The sequence below is a fragment of the Collinsella sp. SGI.241 genome, assembly GCF_050312955.1.
Classification (GTDB): Bacteria; Actinomycetota; Coriobacteriia; order Coriobacteriales; family Coriobacteriaceae; genus Collinsella.
On the sequence record NZ_JBNPKM010000002.1, the window covers coordinates 13,222 to 35,354 of the forward strand.

Genomic DNA, 22,133 nt, shown 5'->3' on the forward strand with positions numbered 1-22,133 from the left:
CGCATGCGACATGCGCATATCCATGTAACGGGCATTGTGCAGGGCGTCGGCATGCGACCGTTTGTGTATCGCGAGGCCATGGCGCACGGCATTTGCGGCTGGGTGCTTAACGCGGGCGATGGCGTGCATATCGAGGCGCACGCTCTAAGCGAGGCGCTCGACGAATTTGTCGCCGCGCTTTCCGAGCATACGCCTGCGGCGGCTCGTGTGGAGCATGTCGAGGTTATGGACCTAGCGCCCGGCGACTGGGACGCCGCCAACGAGCGGGGCTTTCGCATTGTGGCATCGCAGGATCAAACCGCCCACACGACGCTCGTCTCGCCCGACATCGCCACGTGCGACGACTGCCTGCACGAGCTGTTCGACCCCGCCGACCGACGCTTTCACTATCCCTTTATCAACTGCACCAACTGCGGACCGCGCTTTACCATCATCCGGTCGCTGCCCTATGACCGAGCGGCCACCTCGATGGATTGCTTTCCCATGTGCCCCGCCTGTGCCGCAGAGTATGGCGACCCGCTTGACCGGCGGTTTCACGCGCAGCCCGATGCCTGCTTTGATTGCGGGCCGCACATTACGTGGCGCGAGGCCGGCGAAGCCGCCGTGTCGCTGACCGTCGGCACCACGCGCAAGACCAGCGACGCCATTATCGACCGCTGTGTTGAGCTGCTGGCCAACGGCGGTATCATCGCCATCAAGGGTCTGGGCGGATTTCACTTGGCATGCGACGCCTCCAACGAGAAGACGGTAGCCGAGCTTCGCCGCCGCAAACGCCGCAGCAACAAACCGCTTGCCGTCATGGTACGCGGCCTTGCCGATACTGAACGCCTGTGCCATGTCAACGACGTTGAACGCGGCTTGCTGACCGGCAGCATTCGCCCCATCGTGCTGCTGCACCGACGTGCCGTTTGCGAGAGCGGCGGCTCCCCCAACGCGCTCGCGCCGTCCGTCGCGCACAACCTTCCTGAGCTTGGCGTTATGCTCCCCTACACCCCGCTTCAGCATCTGTTGCTTGCCGCGGCAGAAGCCCGCGGTATGCACGCGCTCGTCATGACCAGCGGAAACCTGAGCGAAGAACCCATCGAGACCGATGATACCCTTGCATGGGAGCACCTTGTTGCCGCCGGCATCGCTGACGCGCTACTTGGCAACGACCGTGCGATTCTCTCGCGCTACGATGATTCCGTGGTGCGCGTGGTCGGTGGGGTCGCCATGCCCGTTCGCCGCGCTCGCGGATATGCACCCCAGCCGCTGCCGTTGCCGGCGCTCGACGGCGCTCCGTCCTGCGTGCTCGCCTGCGGGCCACAACAAAAGGCCACGATTGCGCTCACGCGTGAAGGGACGAACGGCGAGGCAACCTGTTTTGTATCGCAGTATATCGGCGATGTTGAAAACGGCAGGACCTTCGATGCCTGGAACGCCGCGCGCACGCGCTTGGAAGATCTCTTTGACTTGGCGCCCGCCGCCTTGGCCTGCGATCTACACCCCAGCTATCTGTCGAGCCAATGGGCGCGCGAGCAGGCGCGAAAATGCAATCTGCCGCTCGTCGAGGTGCAGCACCATCATGCGCACATCGCGAGCGTAATGGCAGAGGCGATTGCCGCGGGCCAGCTTACAACCGACGCGCGCGTCCTTGGCATCGCCTTTGACGGCACCGGCGCCGGCACCGATGGGACCATTTGGGGCGGCGAGTTTCTTGTTGCCAGCCTTGGCGGCTTTGAGCGCGCCGCGCATTTGCGCACCTGGACGCTCCCCGGCGGGGCGGCCTCCGTGCGCGACGCCCGCCGCAACGCCTTTGCCCTGCTCAGTGAGCTCGGCCTGCTTGAACATCCGGGGGCCGAGCGGCTCTTGGACGGCCTAGACGAGCAAACACGCAGCGTGACGGCAACGATGATCGAGCGGAACATCAACAGCCCACGCACGAGCAGTATGGGGCGTCTCTTTGACGCCGCCGCTGCAGTTTTGGGCATTTGCGGGCAGGCAACCTACGAAGGCGAGCCCGCCATCGAACTCGAAGCCGCCGCCTGGCGCGCGCTCGGCAGCAAAATTACCCATGTTCCCGGCGATAAAGACGGCTGTTCCGCATCTGACCCATTGCGACTGGACAGTTTGTTCAGATTTGTATTAAAAACAGACCCTCTAACCAACGGTTTTGACTCAGATTACCCCGAAGAGGGCTCTCCAGGCACCTCATTTGCGGTTAATTCGCCCGCCGGATACCCCAAATCAACCCATTCGGGGCCCTCGCAGACGATTTATACCACCCATTACCACTCTAAAAAGTACAAATCTGAACTAACTGTCCAAGCAACCTCGAGCAGGTCTCTCGTCCTGAGCCCCAGCTCACTTTTTGCGGCACTTTTGGAGGGAACCAGAGCCAGTGTGCCCGCCGACAGGCTCGCACTCGACTTCCATGTCGCCGTCGCGCGCTCCTCGGCACGCATCGCCAGCGAGATCTGCACCCGTGAAGGCCTCGATACCGTTGCGCTCTCGGGCGGCGTGTTCATGAACCGACTTCTGCTCCAGCTCCTCACCCGCGAGCTCAAAAGCGCAGGTCTTACTGTCCTTATCCCCCATACCGTGCCCGTCAATGACGGCTGCATCGCCTACGGTCAGGCGGCGGTCGCAAGCGCTCGTCTTGCGCAGATCGCATCGCAGTAGCTCGCTCTCGCACACCGCTGTGCCCAGCCGTCTCACAGGCGTAACGCGTTTGCCCGCGAACCCCGCGAGCGCTACCATCAACTGATGGATTATTGAGCGCCTATCCAGCGCAAAACGTCTAAAAGGGGAACAATATGTGCCTTGCCGTCCCCGGTAAAGTAGTCAAACGCGACGACGGCCTCAAGGCCACCGTCGATATGATGGGCGTCGAGCGTCCGGTGTCGCTGCGACTCGTGCCGACGGCGCAGGTTGGCGACTATATTCTCGTACACGCCGGCTTTGGCATCCAGATCGTCGACGAGCAGGAAGCGCAAGAAACACTCGAGCTCGTTAATGCCATGACCGAACTGGCCGAAGAAGACCAACTGGCCAGCAACCCGGCCGAGGCATACTAGTGGCGGCCGGACAGCCGGCTCGCTCCGGTATCGACTTTTCGGCATTTCGCAATTCCAAGCTGGCCCGCGAGCTCATCGAACGCATTCGCGGTCTTGTCGGCGACCGTACCATCAACCTTATGGAAGTCTGCGGCACGCACACCGTGAGCATCGGCCGCTATGGCTTTCGCTCCATTATGCCGGCCGGGCTCAAGCTGCTGAGCGGCCCGGGCTGCCCCGTCTGCGTTACTGCCAACCGTGACATCGACCACGCGATCGCGCTCGCCAACATAGACGGCGCCATCATCACCACCTTTGGCGACATGATGCGCGTGCCCGGATCGTCCACCTCGCTCGCAGCGCAAAAGGCGGCAGGGCGCGATATCCGCATCGTCTACTCCCCGCTCGATGCGCTCGACATTGCCGAGCAAAACCCCGATCGTCCGGTCATTTTTATGGGCGTGGGCTTTGAGACTACGACGCCCACCATCGCCGCTGCCATCTTGGAGGCCGAGGCGCGCGGGCTTTTGAACTTTTCGGTCTATTGCGCCCACAAGACCACGCCGCCGGCGTTGCGCGCCATCGCCAACGATCCCGAGACCGCCATCGACGGCTTTATCCTGCCGGGCCACGTCGCCACCATCACGGGCTTGGCGCCCTTTAGCTTTTTGGTCGACGAGTTCGATACCCCGGGCGTGGTCACGGGATTTGAACCGGTCGACATCCTGCAGGGCATCTGCATGCTGGTCCAGATGGTTGTCGAGGGCAGGCCCGCGATCGACAACGCCTACCGCCGTGGCGTCAACGCAGGCGGCAACCCCGTGGCGCGACAGCTGGTCGAGCAGGTGTTTGAGCCATGCGACACCACATGGCGCGGGCTGGGGCCAATTGCCAACTCGGGCCTTTCCATCCGCCCTGAGTTCTCGCGCTTTGATGCCCGTACCCGCTTTGACGTGCCCGTTGAGGCGACGGTCGAGCCGCGTGGGTGCCGCTGCGGCGACGTGCTGCGCGGGGCCATTACGCCGAGCGGCTGCCCGCTCTTTGGCCGCACCTGCACGCCCGAGCACCCCGTCGGCCCGTGCATGGTGAGCTCCGAAGGCAGCTGCGCGGCGTACTACCGCTACCGCAACTAGTCCGGACGCACCCGCACACTGGCACCACCCACGATTGGAGTTTTCGATATGTCCCGTACTGCCACCGATAGCACCGTCCTTTTGGGCCATGGCTCCGGCGGTCAGATGATGAAACGCATCATCGATGAGGTCTTTTTGGATGCCTTTGGGGCGCCCGAGTTGCTCGAAGGCAACGACGCCGGCGTCGCCGCGCTGCCCGCGAGCGGGCGCATCGCCATGTCGACCGACAGCTTTGTAGTCTCGCCGCAGTTCTTCCCCGGTGGCAACATCGGCCGTCTCGCCGTGTGCGGAACCGTCAACGATGTCGCGACCTCGGGCGCCAACGTGCGCTACCTATCGTGCGGTTTTATCCTCGAAGAGGGCTATCCCATGGATAAGCTCCGCCAGATTGTGCAGACGATGGCCGAGACGGCGCGCGAGGCGGGCGTGTCCATAATCACGGGCGACACCAAGGTGGTCGAGCGCGGCGGGGCCGACGGCGTCTACATCAATACCGCCGGCGTGGGCGAAGTGCCTGCGGGTGTGGCGCTCAGCGGTGCAAACTGCCAGCCTGGCGATGTCATCCTGGTGTCGGGCACACTCGGCGACCACGGCATCGCCATCATGAGCCAGCGCGAGGGCCTGGCATTTTCGAGCACGATCGAAAGCGATGCCGCGCCGCTCAACCACCTGATTGCCGACGTTTTGGCCGCAGCGCCCGGCACGCGCTGCTTCCGCGACCCCACGCGCGGCGGCCTGGCATCCACACTCAACGAGTTTGCCCAGGCCAGCGGTGTTGCCATGGAGATCGACGAGGATGCCGTGCCCGTGCGCCCCGACGTGCAGGCGGCATGTGAGATGCTCGGCTACGATGTGCTGCAGGTGGCAAACGAGGGCAAGATGGTCGCCGTGGTGCCGGCCGAGCAAGCCGATGCGGCTCTAGCCGCCATGCGCGCCGCCCGCTACGGCGAGAATGCCGCCATCATCGGCCGCGTGCTGCCGCTTGGATCGGACGCCCGTCCCGCCGTGCGCGTGCGCACCGGCTGGGGCTCTACCCGCATCCTCGACATGCTCGTGGGAGAGCAGCTGCCGAGAATTTGCTAGGGCGGAATCTCATGAGTGGCGCGATGTCACCTGATATCCCTGGAGATGTTCAGATTCCAAGCACACCCAACGCGTAAGCCCAGTATTATGGGGTGCGTTTTGAAACCCAACGACGGGAGCTTTCATGGCAGCAGCTTTTTCCCATGTGATCTTCGATCTGGACGGCACCATCCTCAACACGCTCGAGGACCTGGCAGCCGCCGGCAACCATACCTGCGAGGCGCACGGCTGGCCCACGTTTGCCGTTGACGAGTACCGCTACAAGGTGGGAAACGGCATGCTCAAGCTGGTTGAGCGCTTTATGCCCGCCGAGTACGCGGGCGACGGCCGTATGTTTGAGCAGACGCTTGCCGAGTTTAGGGCTTATTACGGCGAGCACAAGGAGGACCACACCGCCCCCTATGCCGGCACGATCGAGATGCTCGACCGCTTGCGTGCCGCGGGTGTGCAGCTTGCCGTGCTCACTAACAAGGACCACGTCTCGGCGGCCCCGCTTATCGAGAAGTATTTTGGTTCCGAGCGCTTTGCGCTGGTACAGGGCCGTGTCGATGCGTTTCCGCCCAAGCCCGAGGCACCCGTCACGCTGCATGTGATGGAAGAGCTGGGCGCCGACCCGGCGACCACGCTCTATGTGGGCGATTCCAATGTCGATATCCTGACCGGCCACAACGCCGGTATTAAGAGCGCGGGCGTCAGCTGGGGCTTCCGCGGCCGCGCAGAGCTGGAAGCCGCCGGCGCCGACTACGTGGTGGACAGCCAGGCAGAGCTCGCGGCGCTGGTGCTGGGCGAGTAGCGGAGCCGCCGCTTAACGTAGCTGCGACAATTCTTCCACGCGGAAACGGCATCCCGTTTTGGGGCTCCGGAATGGGATGCACTTTCCGTTTGAGGCGCGTCGGGGAAACGACATCCCGTTTTGGAGCAATATTCCGGGTCGCACTTTCCGCAACCCACCCCATCCGGAAACCGCAACCCACTATTCGGCCAAAAACCGGGTCGCATTTTCCCAAGCATTCGATGTAACGCCGGTGCAAGGAGTGTCCCCAGCTGCCGGCAGAAAAGGAACGTCCCCAAGTGCCGCAAGAGTGTCCCTTTTGACTAGTCATTTAAGAACGTCCCCAATGACTACCATGGCAACGTCGATGTTTCGGCAATGTCAGCGAGCGGGCACCAGAGCGAACAAATTGGCATGAAAAGAGGACGGCATAGACCTTCTGGTCATGCCGTCCTCTTTGAATGACAAGTTGTCGCTCTGGTGCCCACGCAGCGTCGAGCAGTTGCGGCGTTTGGTAAAACGCCGCAACGAACTAGTTCATCATCGCATTCATCATCTCGGTGGTTGCGGAATCGTCGGCAGACCACTCGTTATCCTCGTTGGCGGAATACTTAAAGGTGACCTTGGTGTCCTTGGTCTCAGCGGCCTTGGTCACGTCGACCATCACCTGGCCGGCCATCTTGTACAGCTCGTCCTCGGAAGGCATCGTATCGAGTGCGGCGATCTTCTCCTGATACTGGGTGGCAAAATCTTCGACGATCTTGTTCATGGACTTGCAGGTGATGGTGACCTCGGCGGTCGCGGTGCCCTTGTCCTCATCGACCGTCACATCACCGATCTTGTAATCAAAACCCTCGAGATAGCTCTTGGCATACTCCTTGGGATCGATGCCCAGCTGCTCAAACTCGTCGCCCGAAGCCTCTTCCAGGCCGGAGAGGAAATCATCGCCGCCGTTCTTGATCTCGTCAAACTGACTCGTAAGGTCGTTGGTGATGAGCTCCTCCACCGAAGGCCCTCCGCAGCCGGAAAGCAAAACCACGCACGCGACCAGGGCAGCCATCAGGGGCGCAAGCAGCAGCTTCTTTTTCATGACATTCCTCCAAACAAGCGGCGCTGCGTTTCCCGCGCAGCGCACGTCGTAACAGTAGGTCCATATTAGCGGCTCCGTTCAACCCCCTACGTCGCAAAAGCGTGGGCGGCTCAATTTGACGAGTGAATGGCCCATAAAGCAAGCCCCCTGCAATAAAATGCGCCTGCTCGGCCTATTAAAAAAGGGTGGCCGGATAACCCGACCACCCTTGTGCATCTTCTGGATGCCGCAGACTACTTGCGGACGACCTTAACGATGGCGTCACCGGCGGCGACGGCAGACTCGGCCTCGACGGCGAGCTCGACATCGGCAAACTCGGCGGTGTTGGACACGGCCACGACGACGCAGTCCTTGTAACCGGCGGCAGCGATCTTGGTGCGGTCGATCTTGAGCAAGGGCTGGCCGGCCTTCACGACGTCGTCGGCCTTGACGAAGCCCTCGAAGCCGTCGCCATTCATGTTGACGGTATCGACGCCAACGTGCACCAGAACCTCGATGCCGCTATCGGACTGCAGGCCCACGGCGTGACCCATGGTGACGGTCACCTTGCCGTCGCAGGGAGCGTAGACCAGGTCGTCCTCGGGCCACACGGCGCAGCCCTTGCCCAAAACCTCGCCAGCAAAGACGGGATCGGGCACGTCGGCCATCTTGATGACCTTGCCCTTGACGGGCGAACACAGCACGTCGGCGCCGGCAGAAGCAGAAATGGAGGCCGGAGCAGCGGCAGCCACGGGCTCAGCCTTCTTCTTGAACATATCAAACAGACCCATACGTTTTCTCCTCTTGATTAAGCGCAACGTTATGCGCATACCTATGGTGATTATAGTGCCAAATGGCCAAAATGCTAAGGCGAGGGCCCAAATCACAAGCCCTTCCAAGCCCTTCCAAAACCTTTTCCCATGGGCACTCATATTGTCGATTAAGCCTCGATAAGCCCCGGGTGAACAAAAGCGTTCCAGATGCCGTCGTCATCGACGTCGGTGGTCACGTAGTCGGCGGCCGGTCCGGCGTTCGGCGGAACGCCGGAGCTCAATTATTCCAAGCCCTCGGTGCCGTTGGACTTGATGATCTTCTGGTATGCGAAGAAGCTGTCCTTGCGGCGGCGCTCGTAGGTACCGGTGCCGTCGTCGTACTTATCGACGTGGATGAAGCCGTAGCGCTTGCGCATCTCGCCAGTGCCGGCGGAAACCAGGTCGATGGGACCCCACCAGGTGTAGGCAATCAGGTCAACGCCATCGGCAATGGCCTCGCCCATGGCCTTGATGTGGCTCTGCAGGTAGGCGATGCGATACGGGTCATGGATGGAGCCGTCCTCCTCGACCTCGTCGTAGGCGCCCATGCCGTTCTCGACCACCATCAGCGGAATCTCGTAGCGGGCGTAAATCTCGTTGAGGGCGATGCGCAGGCCCAGCGGATCGATCTGCCAGCCCCAGTCGGTGGACTCCAGATAGGGATTCTTACCGCCAAAGGTCATGTTGCCCTCGGTCATCTCGTGATCCTTGTGGGTGCCCACGGTGCCGGACATGTAGTAGCTAAAGGTGTAGAAATCAACCTTGCCGTCGGCGATATCCTGCAGGTCGCCATCCTCCATCACGAGCTCGACATCGTTCTCGGCCCAGAAGCGCTTGGCATAGAACGGGTACTTGCCGCGCACCTGCACGTCGGAGCAGTACCAGTTCATGGTATTCATCTCCTGCTGCGTGGCGAACACGTCGGCCGGATCGCACGTGGCGGCATAGGAAAGGATGAAGCAGTCCATGTTGCCCATCTTAAACTGCGGGTAATGCTCATGGGCATAGCGCACGACGCGGCCGCTGGCGACAAACTGGTGATGCAGCGCCTGCATACGAGCCTGCGGCGTGGTGTGGACCGCCGACGCCGGACCCTCAAAGCCCTGAATCATGCTGGTCTCAAAGAGGTTGCCCATGTCCTGAGTACCGCAGTTGATCTCGTTGAAGGTGAGCCAGAACTTGACCTTGTCCTGATAGCGGTCGAAGACGGTCTGGCAGTACTTCTCAAAGAAGCCGATGAGCTCGCGGCTCGCCCAGCCGTTGTATTTCTCGACCAGGTGATAGGGCATCTCGTAGTGCGAGAGGGTCACGAGCGGCTCGATATTGTGGGCGCGCAGGCAGTCGAAGACGCGGTCGTAGAAGGCGAGGCCGGCCTCGTTGGGCTCAGCGTCGTCGCCGTTGGGGAAGATACGGCTCCAAGAGATGGACATGCGGAACATATTGAAGCCCATCTCGGCGAACAGCGCGATATCCTCCTCGTAGTGGTGGTAGAAATCGATACCGTCATGATTGGGGTAGAAGCGGTTGGGGTCGATGTCGGTCGTAATCTGACGCGGCTCCTTGTAGCTGCCGCCCAAGAAATGGTCGTCGACGGAAGGACCGCGGCCGTCCACGTTCCAAGCGCCCTCAAACTGGTTGGCGGCGGTGGCGCCACCCCAATAGAAACCCTCGGGGAACTTGATGTTTGCCATGAGCATCTCCTTTGCATCGCGGATCGATGAGCTGAGTATCGCCCACGCGCGGGACGGGCAGAAGCGGTCGCACCAAACCCGATACTTCTTTTCGCCCTTGCGCCCCGTCACCGCCCCGCCCCTGACACTTCCTGACACCTGCCAAAAAGGGACAGGTTTATTTTGGCAGGTTTTATCTGGGCAAACGCCGGCGGTAGACGGCCGACGTGCAGCCATAGCGCTCGGCAAACTTTTTGTAGAAGAAGCTCATGTTGGCGTAGCCTGCCTCGCGCGCCGCGGTTTCGGCAGTGGCGCCGGCGTCGAGCAATGTTGCCGCGCGTGCCAGGCGGCTCTCCTGCACGAGCTGCATAAACGTGCGGCCCGTCTGCCGTTTGAGCAGCGCGCTTGCGTAGTTGGGACTCAGATGCAGGTGGCGAGCTACGTCCTCGAGCGTACAATCGCAGGCATGGCGCTCGATGTAGCTCACGGCGGCCGCGACCTGCGCCGAAGGCAGCGTGGGCATGTCCGCCTGCAGCAGCGATGTCTCATAGCTTTGCATAAGTTCGACCAGCAGCAACTCAAACAGCCTCGACACGATCTGGGGACTCGCCGCCGTCGGCTCCAGAAGTTCGCACAGCATCTCCTGCATATATCGGCGCACGCGGCGGCTGTTGCCCGTGCGGAAATGCACATGACCGCGGTGGTCGGTTTCGTCATTGAGGGCATTAATAAGGAACTGCGAGACGGCGCTTGACGGCGACAGGCTCTGCTCTAGGCTGCGGTGCAACATCACCCGCGAGATGACGATGCTCAGCATAATGTCATGCTCGCCGAGCTCGCCTACGGCATGCGGACAGGCCGCGTCGAGCAAGAGCACCTCGTTTTGGGCAAGCGTGAGCCGTGCGCCGTTGACGACCTGCGGCGCATGCCCTCGATAGACATAGCTGATTTCGACATAATTGTGCACATGCTCCGGCACGGGGTTAAAGCGCGAGTTGCGCACGATTGACAGGCCCTCAGGCATGCCTTCTTGGTGCAGGGCTCGCGTCGGGTCACCGATTTCATGGATATGTTTTTCACCGATATTCTGCTGATGACCCGAGCTGAACGCATCGTTCCAGTCATAGCGGGTGCCTGCGCAGTAAGCGCGCTCGCTGTCGGTCAGCTTGAGCAAAAGATTGTCCAAACGCGCGATATCCATAGCGCCACCATCATTGATTTGGTCATATTCTGCCGTGGTTTTGATATTAGCAGGAGTGTGCGCGCGACGTACTCTGACTTCAATCGATTTAAAAGGTTTGTTTTAGAGGAGTGGATATGGCGGCATACGACAACCATGTGCTTCCGTTCTTGTGGCTCAAGGGCGAGGCGCGCGAGACGATTACCGAATACTTAGAGCAGATTGCCGGGGCGGACATCCACGAGGTCTGCCTCGAATCGCGCACGCATCCCGAGTTTTGTCGCGACGGCTGGTGGTCCGACCTGCGTTTTATCATTGGCGAGTGCAAGCGCCTGGACTTGAAGATCTGGCTGCTCGATGATGCCCACTTTCCCACGGGCTACGCCAACGGCGCGCTTGCAGGCGAGGATGTAGACCCCGCGCTCAAAAAGACCGTGCTTAAGCATCACACGGTAACGGTCGTCGGTCCCCAGCCGTCCACGACCATTAAGCTCGGCAATCTTATGGATCCCACGGAGCGCTTTGTGGGCACGGCGACTTTCGACGCCGCCGGTGCACCGCTCGACCTTGAGCTCGCCGTTGAACAGACCGAGGACGGCACTCCCGTCCGCCTGCGCTTTGACGCTCCTGCCGGCATCACCACCCTCGAGCTCTATGTCACCAGCCAAAAGACCGGCTTTCGCGATGAGTACATCAACATGGTCGACGCCGATTCGTGCCGTATGCTCATCAACGCCGTCTACGAACCCACGTTTGAACATCTGGGCGACGAGTTCGGCAAGACCATTCTGGGCTTCTTTACCGATGAACCGGGCTTTATGAACGAGAAGGGTGCGACCCTCGAAGACGCTTCCACCAGCAGCTTTATTGGACGCGGCGATATGTCACTGCCCTGGTCGGATGAACTTGCCCGCCGCTTGCACGAGGAGTTGAGCGCGAGCTGGCTTGCCGAGCTCCGCGGCCTTTGGACGCGCGACCCCGCCGGCGCTCGGGTCCGCCACACCTACATGGACATCGCCACGCAACTCTACCGCGCGTGCTTTGACGAGCAGATTGGTGACTGGTGCCGCAAGCGCGGCGTCATGCACATCGGACATGTGATTGAGGACAAGAGTTGCCACACGCGCCTGGGCCAGGGCGCCGGACACTACTTCCGCGCGGTCGCCGGGCAGGATATGGCGGGCATCGACGTTGTCATCAACCAGCTTGCCCCCAGCGTCGACCACGGACGTTACAGCTACTTCCACGGCGCGTGGAACATGGAGTTCTTTACCTACGCGCTCGCCAAGTTGGGCTCTTCGGCCGCACGCCTCGACCCCAAAAAGCAGGGGCGCTGCATGGCCGAGGTCTTTGGCGCCTTCGGCTGGCACGAGGGCTTGCGCGAGATGAAATGGATCGCCGACCACATGCTCGTCCGCGGTATTAACTGGTTTACACCGCACGCGTTTAGCATGGCGCCCTTCCCCGATTGGGACTGCCCGCCGCACTTTTACGCACACGGCAACAATCCGCAATGGCCGCACTTTGGCCAGCTCATGAGCTATATGAACCGTACGGCAACGCTGCTTTCAGGAGGCTATGCCATGCGCCCCGTTGCCATCCTGTACCATGCCGATGCCGAATGGGCCGGCAACGCCATGCCTATCGAGCGCGTGGCGGCAGAGCTCACGCGCGCGCAGATCGACTTTGATTTTGTGCCCGCCGAGGCTTTTGAGGATGAGAACCGTTACGAGGTTTCGATTGCCGACGGATTACTTACCGTAAACGATTGTCGTTACCAGGCGTTTGTTATGCCAGGAGCTTCATTTATTGGCGCTGCGACGGCGGAGGCAATGAGACGCATGGCGGATGCAGGCGTTATGGTGCTTGCCGTCGACGAGGTGCCCGGCACATTCTACGATACCGATGGCGCGGTCGAGCTGGGAGGGCTCGTCGCAACGCCGCTCGCCGATGTCGCCCGCGCGCTTGCAAGCGCGGGACTACAGACCGTTGTGCCTGACACACCGCAGCCTTGGCTACGCGCACTTCGCTACGAGCGGGTGGGCGAGACCTACGTTATGCTCGTCAACGAACACCCACGCGAGCGCATCGACTGCACGGTTGCACTTGCGACAGGCGAGCGCCTTTGCGGCACGCGGCTCGACCTGCTAAACGGCGCCGGGCCCGTTGCGTTTGACGGTGCGTTGGAGCTCGCACCCTTCGAGAGCTGCATCGTTGTTTTGGAAACGAGCAGCGAGAATGCGCCTGGAGACGGCGCAATCGACGCTGACACGTCGCTCGGCCTGCGCATCGAAGGCCCATGGACCGTCGCCCTCTCTCCTGCCGGCAGCAATGGTGCCTTTGGTGAATCACAAAAGCTCAAGCACCTGTGCGACCTTACAGCCGATCTGTTCACCGGCACCTGCGGTACCTACCGATATCATGCGTCGTTTGAGCTGGCCAACGATTGCGTCGACGCCACAATCGACCTGGGAGACGTCTACGAAACCGCGACGCTCACGCTCGATGGACGCCCGCTCGGCACACGCATCTGCCCGCCCTATCGTTTTGCCGCCGGCGCACTTTCCGCCGGTGCGCATGAGCTCACGATCGACGTCATCAACACGCTCGACCATGCGATCCCCGACATTTTCGCCCTCACCGAGCCCGTCGCCCCCAGCGGCATCCTCGGCCCCGTTACCCTTTGCGGGCAAAACCTGCCAAAATAAACCTGTCCCTTTTTGGCAGGTTTGGCGAGTGTGGGAGTTCGTATGGATATCAAACGCAAGATCACCGAGGCGCAGGGTCTCACCCCCACCGAGCAACAGCTCGGCATTGCAGCCCTTGCCATCGGTCAGGACATCCGCGGGCTTTCTATTAAGGAATTTGCCGCGCGCACCAACGTTTCGGTCGCGAGCGTGCATCGTTTTTGCAAAAAGCTCGGCCTCGAGGGCTTTAAGGATCTCAAGGTCGAGCTTATTCGCTTGGCAACCGAGGCGGGAAACCGCCGCGACGTGGACATCAACTTTCCCTTTGATGCTACGTCCAGCCCTGCGCAGGTTATGGAGCGCATGGAGGGGCTTTACCAGACCACGCTGGCCGAAACGCAGGAGCTGCTCGACCCCACGCAGCTCGACCACGCCGCCAAGCTCATCGCGAACGCCCGACAGGTCGACATCTACACGGGCTCGCACAACCTCTATCCAGCGGGAATGTTCCGCGACCGCCTGCTCTCCGCCGGTAAAAGCGCGACGTGCCACAACGGTGTCGAGGCCCAGGTGCGAACGGCGCTCGCCTCGGATCCCGACCATGCGGCAATCGTCATCTCCTACAGCGGCCTTGCCCCCAACCTCAAGGACATCTTGCCGATCCTCAGCAGTCGGCATGTCCCGGTCATCGTCATCGGCACGCCTTATTGCGCTCGCATTCACCCCGGCTTTGCCGCCTACCTTACGGTGAGTGACCACGAGAGCATGACGCATCGCATCACGCAGTTCGCCAGCCACATCGCCGTGCAATACGTGCTCGATTCGCTCTACAGCAGCTACTTCGCCAAAGACTACGCCCATTGCTCCGAATTCCTGGAGCGTTCGTTCCCCTATACCCGCCTGCCCGGGCTTAAGTAGTCGTTTAAGAACGTCCCCAATGGCTACTCTGGCAACGGCAGCGAGCGGGCCGCATCCGGAGCAAGACAACGCCGCAAGTAGAGGACGGACAGCGAGCGACGTCCAGAGCGAACAAGTTGGCATGAAAAAAGCGAGGCATTGACCTTCTGGTCATGCCTCGCCTTTTGAATGACAAATTGTCGCTCTGGGCAGCGCGCAGCGTCGGTGGGTCCGCCGTTCGGCAGAACGGCGGAACCGATAGGGTTGGTAAACCCACGTAACTACCTACTCCCGAGCTCCGTACTGCTCGTAGTAGGCGTCGATGGCGGTCTTAAGTTCGTCATCGATGACGACCTTGCCATCGATCTCGTGGTTGTAGAGGGTCTCGACGACCTCGGCCATGGAGACGATGCTCGCGACGGGGAAACCGTACTTTGCCTCGATCTCCTTCTGAGCGGTGGTCACGCCACCCTTGCCGACCTCCATGCGGTTGAGAGACACGATCAGGCCCTTGATTTCGACGTCGGCGGCAGCCTTAACCTTGGGATAGGTCTCGTCGATGGACTTGCCGCTGGTGGTAACGTCCTCGACCATGACCACACGGTCGCCGTCCTGGGGCTCATAACCCAGCAGGTTGCCCTTATCGGCACCGTGATCCTTGGCCTCCTTGCGGTCGCAGCAGTACTTGACCTCCTTGCCGTACAGCTCGTGGTAGGCAATTGCGGTCACGACGGCCAGCGGAATACCCTTGTAGGCCGGTCCAAACAGCACATCAAAGTCGTCGCCAAAGTTATCGTGGATGGCCTGGGCGTAATACTCGCCCAGCTTCTTGAGCTGATAGCCTGTCACGTAAGCGCCGGCGTTCATAAAAAACGGGGACTGACGGCCGCTCTTGAGCGTAAAGCTGCCGAACTTAAGAACGTCGGACTCAACCATAAACTTGATGAACTCTTGCTTGTAAGCCTCCATGCGGGCTCCTCTCGTAATCGCGTACGTGCCCTCCAGTTTAGCGCAGGCGAAGCGTCGATGCGGGTGCGCTTTGGAGCCACATCCCCCCGTTAGAGTAAGGAACTGGGCGGCGCCTCATACGCTAGTCCTTGGGTGCCCAGGACCAGAAGAAGTTGATCAGGGCCACACGGGAGGCGGTACCGGTCTTTTTGTTGATCGAGGAAATGTGACGATAGAGCGTGGAGCGCGAAAGGAAAAGCGTTGCGGCAATGTCCTGAACGCTCTGGTCCGAAACGACCAGGGCCTCAAGAATATCGCGCTCGCGCTCTGTAAGCCCAAAGGTGGCGACGAAGGCGTCGAGGCGCTCATCAGGCGTGAGCTCCGCTGCCTCCACGAGCGCGGGGTCGGAACATGCGGGCGCAAGATCTCCACCAAGATTGTCGGCAGCAAGCGCCAGCCCGTCCTGCATCACGGCATCATCGGTTCGTTGCCCCAACTGTCCCAGCAGCGTAATCGCAATACCCACAAACATCACGAGTGCCGCGCCGACTGCAGCCAGCACGTTTTGACTCGAGATAATCGCCACCGCCGGCGCCGTCACGAGCATCGAGCACACGTTATTGACGACGCGACCCATGCACGGCCAAAAATATGACCAGCGCGCATAGAGCGAGATAGCGGCGAATTTTGTGGTAAAGAACACCACAAAGAAGCCCGAGCCCAGATAAAAGATGATCGTGGCAGCAAGCTCGTTACCGCCATTGCCATCGATGATGAGCACAAAGAACGAAAGCGTGGACAGCATGGCGACACATGTCATGCCGATATTCATATACGAACGGCCATGCAGGTCAAATAGGGCGCCGGCAGCCAACGAGCTCGCAACAAGCAGCAGGCGCGGCCAATCGCCCAAATCAACGGCTCCGGTAGCATGCAAGGTCGTGAGGCCCGCGTTAAGAGCGGCGAATACGCCGGAAAGATACGCCGTCGCCACGGTCAGGCGAACTACGGCGCGGCGGAATGCCGCCTTTGCCTCGGGATCGTCATGCCACTTGGCGCCATATTCCAAAGCATCTACCGAAAGCCCGGCAGCACTGGGTTCAAAGTTTGGATCGGACTCGTCGCGCAGCTTGGCGCGTCGGACCCCATGAAGTAACGCCACCTGCGCGATCGCACAAACAACCAGAACAGCCTGCTGAGGAATGCCGACAGGCATCACCATGTGGTTGAGAACCTGCACCAGAATGCCCATGGCATAGGAAAGCGCGGCGGCGCGCGCCAAGCAGGGCGTCCGCGCAAAGCGCCGCGCAAAGTTTGCATGGGCAGTCGATCCGCAGTAGCCCAGCGCACAGCACGCCACCAAACCGCCGGCGATTACCACCTCAGCCCGAACCGCCATGATCAACAGCAGGAATGCCGCCACCAGCAAAACGCCCGTGATATCGCTCGTTGCGTCGATGACATGGGGGCGGCGATAGTACAGAACGGGACGCACAAAGAAGCCAATCACGCTCGCGCCGAGGACAAGGCTCTCATAAATAACGACCTCGTTCGGAGACACGAGCTCGGCCATGCGAGTATCAAAGAGATACTCGCACGCCAAAAACGTGAAGAAGAACAGCGCCAGGCATATAATCTCCCGAATGCCCCGACGCAAATATGCGGTTGTGTCTCCCATGCCCCTCATGGTTAACCCCCAGCCGCTCAATTGTCTGGAAATCTATTTTAATGCAGAACCAGTCTCAATATCGAAGCCAGGCTCGAAATGCCGCTCATTTCGAGCCCACCGTCCACATCACGCCGCGATTTTGAGCCGCATGGACCAGAAGGGACACGCGAGACCTCTAGCTCGGCTAGGAGCGTCTCCAACTACCACTCATTTAAGTACGTCCCCAATGAGTGCGACGGAATGGCTCCCTTGGCAGCTTAAAGCTGTCATGCACGAACCATTCCGTCGCAACCTCATGAAAGGGACTGGATTGTAAATGTTGGAGAAGAGCCGTTAGCGCCCGGGAGCCAAGATCACCAGTGCGTCGTGCTCAAAGGGATGCTGAGCCACGCGCACGGTACCGTCACCGTTGTCGCGAACGGGCAGCTTGGCGATGCGCTTGTCCTCCATGTCAAGGACCGTCGCCGTCCAGCCGCACGCGCCGTCGAGCTTAAACTTGAGCGCCGTAGTGCGCGGCAGGTACGTGACGACGTGATCGCCAACGCGCGCCACACGAATGGCCTCGCGCGCGTCATCGAGCAGCTCCTGCGCCGGAACCACGGCAAGTGCGTCGTCGCCAGCCGTAGCGCCCAGACCGGCAAGCACATGCTCGATCGCGCCAAAGTCCCAAACGCCCGCAAACTGCAGGCACTCCTGCCAGCGGAACGGCATGTCGAAGCCCTCGCCCAGCACCGAGCCCTGGCTCTTGCTGGTCTGCCAGTTCCAAACGCCGTGCGCGCCATAGGTCACACCCGCGCTCGCACCGGCAAGGATCGACGACCACACGCTCGCGCGGCAGTCCTGCGCGGTGAAGCGCCAGTACACGTTGCGTGACGCGCCCATCTGCTCGTAACAGGGCTCGGAGTTGACCATCGGCTTTTTGGGGTAGTTGGCGATAAAGTCCTGCGGCAAGCGCCAGGCCTCGGGCTGGCCCTCGTAGTTGTGGCCGGGCTGGAACATGTAAAAGTCCAGACGGTCCAGGTACTGTGCCGGAATGGTGCGGTTGCCGCGGTTGATATGCATAGTGCGCAACGCCTCGGGCGCGCGTTTGACGACTTCGTCGAGAGCATCCTCGTAGTAGGCGATCGCCTCGTCGCTGGTAAAGTCGGTATCGCCCGTCACCACGTAGACGGGGTCGAACTCGCCCAGGTTCTCGACGACGCGGGCAACGTGGGCACGGACCTCCTCGCGCGGCATAACCTCGGCACCGCAACGCTCGGCGATCTTAGCGCCCCAGGTACCGGGCACGTAGTTGCACCACATGAGCACGAGCGCCGGACGAATGCCGTGCTCGACGGCAGCGCGGCACATGGCGGCGGCGCGATCCCAATACGCCTGGTTGGGTTGAGACCAATCAAAGCGCACGCCATCCTCGCTGGCATAGGGCCAAATGCCCAGATCGGGGCAGCAGCGATCCCACTGCGGCAGCGTGTTAATCTGCAGCACGTTCATGCCCTGCTCGGCGCGGCGGGTCAGATAGTAGTCCCAGTCGGCCTCGGGGATGCTGGTAAACGCACTCCAGCACGTATCGGCAAACCAAAAGAACGGCTTGCCCTCGCACAAAAAACCGTCCTGACGACCGTTGACGGTCAGTTTTCCCAAACTCATCTGCATGTCCTTTCGCTCGATAAAGGAATTGCGAACCGGCAGAAGCTTTCGCGGTAACCCCTGATGCGAAAGCCCCCGCCGTTTAACAAACCCCTGCGGGCGGACACCACTTGCCCACTCCAGTCTACCTTGCAAGAAGGGCCCCGCCGGGCTTGCGCCTGACGGGGCCCTGTCGTGTAGGTAAGGTCGTATGCGACCGAATGGCTTGGCCTTAGGCCTCCATCTCGGCGAGCTCCTCCTTGGAGAAGCCGGCGACGAAGACGACGGCAGCGGCGATGACAAAGGAGATTGCCATACCGACGATAGCCCAGACGGTGTTCATCTGGCCACCCTGCAGGTAGTTGGTGAAGACCAGGAAGTTGGAGGCACCGCCAGCGAGGTAATAGGTAACGCCCATGAGGCCGGAGAACACAGCGCCGATGGCACCGCCGATGAACATACCGAACATGGTGCGACGGAAGCGCATGAGGATACCGAAGAGTGCGGGCTCGGTGACGCCGCCGGCGATGGCGGAGATGACGTAGCCCAGGGCAAGACCCTTCTCGTCGGGGTTCTTCATCTTGAGGAAGGCACCGAAGGCGCAGCCCCAGACAGCGGCCATAGCGCAGTTGGTGGAAACGAAGACGAAGGGATCGTAGCCGGCAGCGATGATCTGAACCTGAGCGAGCAGGATGACGGGCATGTGCATACCGCAGACCACGAAGAGCTGCCAGAAGGCGCCGAGGACGGCCATGACGAGCAGGATACCGATGCCACCCATGTCAGCGAGACCGAAGAGGGCGTTAGCGATGAGGCTGCCGATCTCGTTGCCGAGCGGGGCGAGGACGATGAAGGCGATGGGGATGGTAACGATCATGGTGCAGAACGGCGTGAAGACCGTGGAGAGCACGTCGGGCATGACCTTCTTAAAGAACTTCTCGACGAAGTAGAGGACAGGCACCGAAAGGATAATCGGCAGGACGGACTGCTGATAGTTGGCAGCGGCGATCTGAATGCCGTAGACGGAGATGATTCCGCCGCCATCCTGGGTCGCGACACTCACGACGGACGGGGCCATGAGGGCGCCGCCGAGGAGCATGCCCAGAACCGGGGAGGCGCCGAGCTTCTTAGCGGCGGCATAGCCCAGGTAGATGGGGATAAAGGTGAACGTGGCCTCGTACAGGGTGGTGTAGAGGAACGTGTAGGTCGGATCGGTGTCAGAGAGAACGCCGAGCATGGTGGGACCGAGGACCGCAGCGATGGTGCGGAACAGACCGCCGGCCATGAGCAGCGGGATCAGCTGGGTCATGGAGCCCGACAGATAGTCGAGGATGATGTTCGGCAGGTTCTTGAGCTCGAACTTCTCCTTGGGAGCATCGAGGTTCTCGTCGACCGCGGCACCCTGCTTGACGCCGGACATGGCAACGAACTCGGCGAGCACCTTGGGCACGTTCTGGCCGATGATGACCTGGAGCTGGCTGCCGGCGAACTGGCAACCCAGAACACCCTTGACCTTCTTGATCTTCTCCACGTCGGCCTTGTTGTTGTCCTTGAGCGTCAGACGCAGACGCGTCATGCAGTTGGTGGCGACGGAAACATTCTCCGCACCGCCCACGAGCTCGAGGACATCGGTGGCAATCTGCTTGTTATCTACTGCCATGGGACCCCTCCCCATATCATCGTGTGCCTACTCGTTTGGGCGTAGGCACGCCTTTGGCTCGGCGACTATAACCCCTTACGGCCACCGAACCCTTGGATACGCTGTCGTAAACAATGTGTTTACTGAACGTTTACGGGCTTTAGTTTACACGGAACGTCTAATTTGTGGCAATTTTGCCGTCTGTAGTCCGGTGAACGGTAGGAAATCGGGGGTGAACGTACTTGAACGGTAAGGGATTGTCTATTTGACGCTCTGCTGCTAAATGCCTATTTACGTGGTCTTTTAATTTGGTAAACACCTCTATTCTTTGTTGACCCATCAACAAAAGCCCTGCTAAATGGTGATAAACGAATGTTTAGTAATTTGTTGAGTGTTCATTTTGACCGTTTACCGAGTTCATCTGCCTGTTCTGTAGCTCTGCATTAAACTAAACATGTTTAAGTTGTATTGCCGCTGATGTTTACCACTCGCGGCGCAGAGGAGGCAGCTCATGGAACTCAAATCGTGCACCTACGCAACCGTCACCACGCTGGGAGACTTTGGCCCCTGGATCAGCAAAGTCGTGCTCGACCTGCCGTGCACCGTTCGCGCCAACGATATCAATGCGCGCACCTTCCATATATATGTAGAGCGCCATGAACGCACGGGCGAGATCCTGATGCGCAAAGAGCGCGGCGCCGACCACGCCGCACCTTCCGTAGGCTATGTCGACGTCCTCGCCGCCTATCCGTGCGATGAGTGCGGACGCAAGCTCGCCTTTGGCACCCATGTGGCGCTCGAGATCGCCGAGCAGCGCCTGACCAAGAAGATCGAGGGCAGCGTGATGGGCTCGCGCTTGCTCGACGACCAGCTGCGCATCACGCAGCTCGCGGCCCTTCCCGGCAATGACGGTGACGATCCAACCTGCGGCCTGGTCTTTGACACCTGCCGCGGCGACATCTGTCCCGCGCTCAAGGGCTGGAGCAATGCCACGCAAAAGACCGCCGTCAACGGCATCGCGCTCGAGTACGGCTTCTTTGAGCCCAGCTTTAAGGCCGAGGACTCCGCCTGCTTCAACCCCTTCGCGCCCGAAACGATAGTCGTGCCCCAGAAGGCCCCGCTCGTGGTGTACCTGCACGGCGCTGGCGAGGGCAAGGGCGCTACGCAAGGCGAGGGCGCCACGCGCGCTTATATCGGCAACCGCGTGACGGCCATCAGCCAGGCGCAGATCCAACGCTACTTTGGCGGCTTTGCCTGGGTTCTCGTGCCGCAGTCGCCCACGTTTTGGATGGACAACGGCACTGAGCAGCTCGGCCACTCCAACCAGAGCATCTACTCCCCCGTCATTAAGGCGCTCATCGACGAGTTTGTCGCCGAGCATGCCGACCGCATCGACACCGACCGCATCGTGGTCGCTGGCCTTTCCAACGGCGGCTTTATGACGCTGCGCCTGTGCGCCGACTACCCCGATTTCTTCGCCGCCGGCCTTCCCTGCTGTGCCCCGTGGTACAACGCCACGGACGAGGACGTAGCCGCGCTCGCCAAGACGCCGCTGTGGTTTACGCACTCCAAGGGCGACGAGCTCGTGTCGCCGCAGCAGACCGTGCTGCCGCTCACGGCACGCCTGCGTGACGCCGGAGCCAACGTGCACCTTACCTACTTTAGCCATGTCGAGGACCTGACCGGTCGCTATCGCGAGGCCGACGGCTCGCCCAAGAAGACGTTCAACCACGGCGTGTGGATCCACCAATTCAACGACCTGTGTTATCAAGACTTCGACGGGGGCAGCGTACTCATCGACGGCGAGCCGGTGGGCTGCTGGGAGTGGTCGGCCAGGGTCAAACGGTAATCCGTCCCGGCGCGGGGACCGGGTCCCGTCTTGCCTTGCGCGTAACTGGCTGAATTGATTTTGA

General features: G+C 60.9%; 16 protein-coding genes. 8 read left to right on the plus strand and 8 right to left on the minus strand.

Features of this window, described 5'->3' with window-relative positions; all coding sequences use genetic code 11:
• The first annotated feature begins 3 nt into the window (after positions 1–3).
• The 5 genes from hypF to ACQQ92_RS01080 all read left to right on the plus strand — a co-directional run bounded on the left by hypF (position 4) and on the right by ACQQ92_RS01080 (position 6,044).
• A complete protein-coding gene (gene hypF, locus ACQQ92_RS01060) occupies positions 4–2,661 on the plus strand; it encodes a carbamoyltransferase HypF (RefSeq protein ID WP_427795567.1) in 2,658 nt (885 codons plus the stop codon).
• A gap of 134 nt (positions 2,662–2,795) precedes the next feature.
• Entirely contained in the window at positions 2,796–3,056 is a 261-nt protein-coding gene (locus ACQQ92_RS01065; RefSeq protein WP_427727316.1) for a HypC/HybG/HupF family hydrogenase formation chaperone, read from the plus strand.
• Entirely contained in the window at positions 3,056–4,168 is a 1,113-nt protein-coding gene (hypD, locus tag ACQQ92_RS01070) for a hydrogenase formation protein HypD (RefSeq protein WP_427794073.1), read from the plus strand. The genes ACQQ92_RS01065 and hypD overlap by 1 nt, the downstream gene beginning before the upstream one ends.
• Positions 4,169–4,216: 48 nt before the next feature.
• Positions 4,217–5,251 carry a hydrogenase expression/formation protein HypE gene (gene hypE, locus ACQQ92_RS01075; RefSeq protein WP_427794072.1) on the plus strand — a complete coding sequence of 345 codons (1,035 nt, stop codon included), beginning with the start codon at positions 4,217–4,219 and terminating at the stop codon, positions 5,249–5,251.
• 124 nt (positions 5,252–5,375) lie between these two features.
• Entirely contained in the window at positions 5,376–6,044 is a 669-nt protein-coding gene (locus tag ACQQ92_RS01080; protein ID WP_427794071.1) for an HAD family hydrolase, read from the plus strand.
• A gap of 511 nt (positions 6,045–6,555) precedes the next feature.
• Here ACQQ92_RS01080 and ACQQ92_RS01085 read toward each other — a convergent pair.
• The 4 genes from ACQQ92_RS01085 to ACQQ92_RS01100 form a co-directional block, all read right to left on the minus strand.
• On the minus strand, positions 6,556–7,113 hold the full coding sequence (locus ACQQ92_RS01085) for a hypothetical protein (protein ID WP_427727307.1): 558 nt from the start codon (positions 7,111–7,113) through the stop codon (positions 6,556–6,558).
• Between the two features lie 233 nt (positions 7,114–7,346).
• The gene (locus ACQQ92_RS01090) at positions 7,347–7,883 is read right to left on the minus strand and encodes a PTS sugar transporter subunit IIA (RefSeq protein WP_427747646.1); all 537 of its coding nucleotides are present in this window, start codon (positions 7,881–7,883) and stop codon (positions 7,347–7,349) included.
• A 263-nt stretch (positions 7,884–8,146) separates the two neighbouring features.
• Positions 8,147–9,595 carry a glycoside hydrolase family 1 protein gene (locus ACQQ92_RS01095; RefSeq protein ID WP_427747645.1) on the minus strand — a complete coding sequence of 483 codons (1,449 nt, stop codon included), beginning with the start codon at positions 9,593–9,595 and terminating at the stop codon, positions 8,147–8,149.
• 172 nt (positions 9,596–9,767) lie between these two features.
• Positions 9,768–10,775, minus strand: a complete 1,008-nt coding sequence (locus ACQQ92_RS01100; RefSeq protein ID WP_427793656.1) for an AraC family transcriptional regulator — start codon at positions 10,773–10,775, stop codon at positions 9,768–9,770.
• Between the two features lie 116 nt (positions 10,776–10,891).
• Between ACQQ92_RS01100 and ACQQ92_RS01105 the strand changes: the two genes are divergently transcribed.
• Both ACQQ92_RS01105 and ACQQ92_RS01110 read left to right on the plus strand, forming a co-directional pair.
• Positions 10,892–13,462 (plus strand): hypothetical protein, encoded by a 2,571-nt coding sequence (locus tag ACQQ92_RS01105; RefSeq protein ID WP_427795568.1) that lies wholly within the window; start codon positions 10,892–10,894, stop codon positions 13,460–13,462.
• 42 nt (positions 13,463–13,504) lie between these two features.
• Positions 13,505–14,359 (plus strand): MurR/RpiR family transcriptional regulator, encoded by an 855-nt coding sequence (locus ACQQ92_RS01110; RefSeq protein ID WP_427795569.1) that lies wholly within the window; start codon positions 13,505–13,507, stop codon positions 14,357–14,359.
• Between the two features lie 264 nt (positions 14,360–14,623).
• Here ACQQ92_RS01110 and pyrE read toward each other — a convergent pair whose 3' ends face one another.
• The 4 genes from pyrE to ACQQ92_RS01130 form a co-directional block, all read right to left on the minus strand.
• Entirely contained in the window at positions 14,624–15,307 is a 684-nt protein-coding gene (pyrE, locus tag ACQQ92_RS01115) for an orotate phosphoribosyltransferase (RefSeq protein ID WP_006236284.1), read from the minus strand.
• A 121-nt stretch (positions 15,308–15,428) separates the two neighbouring features.
• Complete coding sequence (locus ACQQ92_RS01120; RefSeq protein ID WP_427795570.1) at positions 15,429–16,964, minus strand: LuxR C-terminal-related transcriptional regulator; 1,536 nt, start codon at positions 16,962–16,964, stop codon at positions 15,429–15,431.
• 324 nt (positions 16,965–17,288) lie between these two features.
• Entirely contained in the window at positions 17,289–18,602 is a 1,314-nt protein-coding gene (locus ACQQ92_RS01125) for a DUF4038 domain-containing protein (protein ID WP_427747641.1), read from the minus strand.
• A 211-nt stretch (positions 18,603–18,813) separates the two neighbouring features.
• Entirely contained in the window at positions 18,814–20,241 is a 1,428-nt protein-coding gene (locus ACQQ92_RS01130) for a PTS transporter subunit EIIC (protein WP_418825681.1), read from the minus strand.
• A gap of 490 nt (positions 20,242–20,731) precedes the next feature.
• On the opposite strand from ACQQ92_RS01130, the gene ACQQ92_RS01135 reads away from it, so the two are divergent.
• A complete protein-coding gene (locus ACQQ92_RS01135; RefSeq protein ID WP_427747640.1) occupies positions 20,732–22,069 on the plus strand; it encodes a prolyl oligopeptidase family serine peptidase in 1,338 nt (445 codons plus the stop codon).
• Positions 22,070–22,133: the final 64 nt, after the last annotated feature.

Coding starts and splice junctions, on each gene's coding strand:
- ACQQ92_RS01130 (WP_418825681.1), bottom strand. CDS start 20,241: ATGGCAGTAGATAACAAGCAGATTGCCACCGATGTCCTCGAGCTCGTG.
- hypF (WP_427795567.1), top strand. CDS start 4: ATGCGACATGCGCATATCCATGTAACGGGCATTGTGCAGGGCGTCGGC.
- hypE (WP_427794072.1), top strand. CDS start 4,217: ATGTCCCGTACTGCCACCGATAGCACCGTCCTTTTGGGCCATGGCTCC.
- ACQQ92_RS01105 (WP_427795568.1), top strand. CDS start 10,892: ATGGCGGCATACGACAACCATGTGCTTCCGTTCTTGTGGCTCAAGGGC.
- ACQQ92_RS01090 (WP_427747646.1), bottom strand. CDS start 7,883: ATGGGTCTGTTTGATATGTTCAAGAAGAAGGCTGAGCCCGTGGCTGCC.
- ACQQ92_RS01100 (WP_427793656.1), bottom strand. CDS start 10,775: ATGGATATCGCGCGTTTGGACAATCTTTTGCTCAAGCTGACCGACAGC.
- ACQQ92_RS01080 (WP_427794071.1), top strand. CDS start 5,376: ATGGCAGCAGCTTTTTCCCATGTGATCTTCGATCTGGACGGCACCATC.
- ACQQ92_RS01095 (WP_427747645.1), bottom strand. CDS start 9,595: ATGGCAAACATCAAGTTCCCCGAGGGTTTCTATTGGGGTGGCGCCACC.
- ACQQ92_RS01110 (WP_427795569.1), top strand. CDS start 13,505: ATGGATATCAAACGCAAGATCACCGAGGCGCAGGGTCTCACCCCCACC.
- ACQQ92_RS01125 (WP_427747641.1), bottom strand. CDS start 18,602: ATGAGTTTGGGAAAACTGACCGTCAACGGTCGTCAGGACGGTTTTTTG.
- ACQQ92_RS01085 (WP_427727307.1), bottom strand. CDS start 7,113: ATGAAAAAGAAGCTGCTGCTTGCGCCCCTGATGGCTGCCCTGGTCGCG.
- pyrE (WP_006236284.1), bottom strand. CDS start 15,307: ATGGAGGCTTACAAGCAAGAGTTCATCAAGTTTATGGTTGAGTCCGAC.
- ACQQ92_RS01065 (WP_427727316.1), top strand. CDS start 2,796: ATGTGCCTTGCCGTCCCCGGTAAAGTAGTCAAACGCGACGACGGCCTC.
- ACQQ92_RS01135 (WP_427747640.1), top strand. CDS start 20,732: ATGGAACTCAAATCGTGCACCTACGCAACCGTCACCACGCTGGGAGAC.
- ACQQ92_RS01120 (WP_427795570.1), bottom strand. CDS start 16,964: ATGGGAGACACAACCGCATATTTGCGTCGGGGCATTCGGGAGATTATA.